This is a genomic window from Vibrio sp. D173a, from assembly GCF_030248475.1.
Map to the genome: position 1 here is coordinate 1 of NZ_JAHGAH010001205.1, position 1,003 is coordinate 1,003.

Sequence of the window (1,003 nt, forward strand, 5' to 3'; positions counted from 1 at the left end):
CATAGGCGATAGAACTACCAAATGCGCCAATCAGAGCAATCATGATGCTAAACAGCGGCAGGTCGTTGGTGATGTCGCTGCTCATATTGGGTTGAACCATGACAAAAAGACCAGCAAGGCAGAAGGCAATGCAGATCATAGTCGATGTCTGTATGCGCTCTTTGAGAAATAAAACACCGAGTAGGGCAGTAAATACGGGATGTACGTATTGAAGAATGGTTGCTTCTGCCAGTGGTAGGGTGGTGACGGCGTAGTAAACACACATTAAAGCCGCAGTACCTACTGCACCTCGGACAAATAGCAGCGGCTTGTTATTACCCCAGACGGAAATTCCTTTGCGCTTCACATCGACGTAGCTAATGATCAGTGAGACCAGAGCCCTAGCCGCGACAATCTCAAACACTGGTATACCGTAGTTACTCACGTACTTTACACACGCTGACATCAGTGCAAAACCTAATGCTGAGAGCAACATAAAGCGAACCCCAACGGGGATGAATGAAAATGATAGTGAAGGCATACGGTCGTCTTTGTGAGTTATATAAGAGCTGAAACCGAATCATACCCTAATTGCGTTGTTGGAACGTAAGCGAATTGAAAATTATTCCCTTTTGACCGCTAATCTCACACATAAGGACAGTTTATGTTTAGCCATGTTTTTGTAGGTGTACAAAGTATCGAAAGGGCAAAATCATTTTACGATGCGACACTAGCAGCGTTAGGGCGGGCCGAGGGTGTGGTTGACCCCAAAGGTCGTTGCCTCTACTTATCAGAACACGGTGTGTTGGGGTTAACTCAACCTATTAATGGCGACCCTGCCAGTGCTGGTAACGGAATGACAGTAGGCTTTATTGCGAGTTCGCCAGAGGCGGTCGATGAATGGCACCGTATCGGTTTAGAAAATGGTGGCACCAGTATTGAAGATGCGCCGGGAATAAGAGATTCAGGCGTTCGTCGACTTTACATGGCTTATTTGCGTGATCCCGATGGCAATAAAGTCTGT

2 protein-coding genes are annotated in these 1,003 nt (G+C 46.7%); one reads left to right on the forward strand and one right to left on the reverse strand.

From position 1 onward, the window contains the following. A partial coding sequence (locus tag KIV40_RS32315) for a DMT family transporter (RefSeq protein WP_285353437.1) occupies nucleotides 1–520 on the reverse strand: 520 nt, incomplete at its 3' end. A gap of 123 nt (nucleotides 521–643) precedes the next feature. Here KIV40_RS32315 and KIV40_RS32320 point away from each other — a divergent pair. Beyond that, nucleotides 644–1,003 (forward strand): VOC family protein (locus tag KIV40_RS32320; RefSeq protein WP_285353439.1); only part of this gene is annotated, 360 nt, incomplete at its 3' end.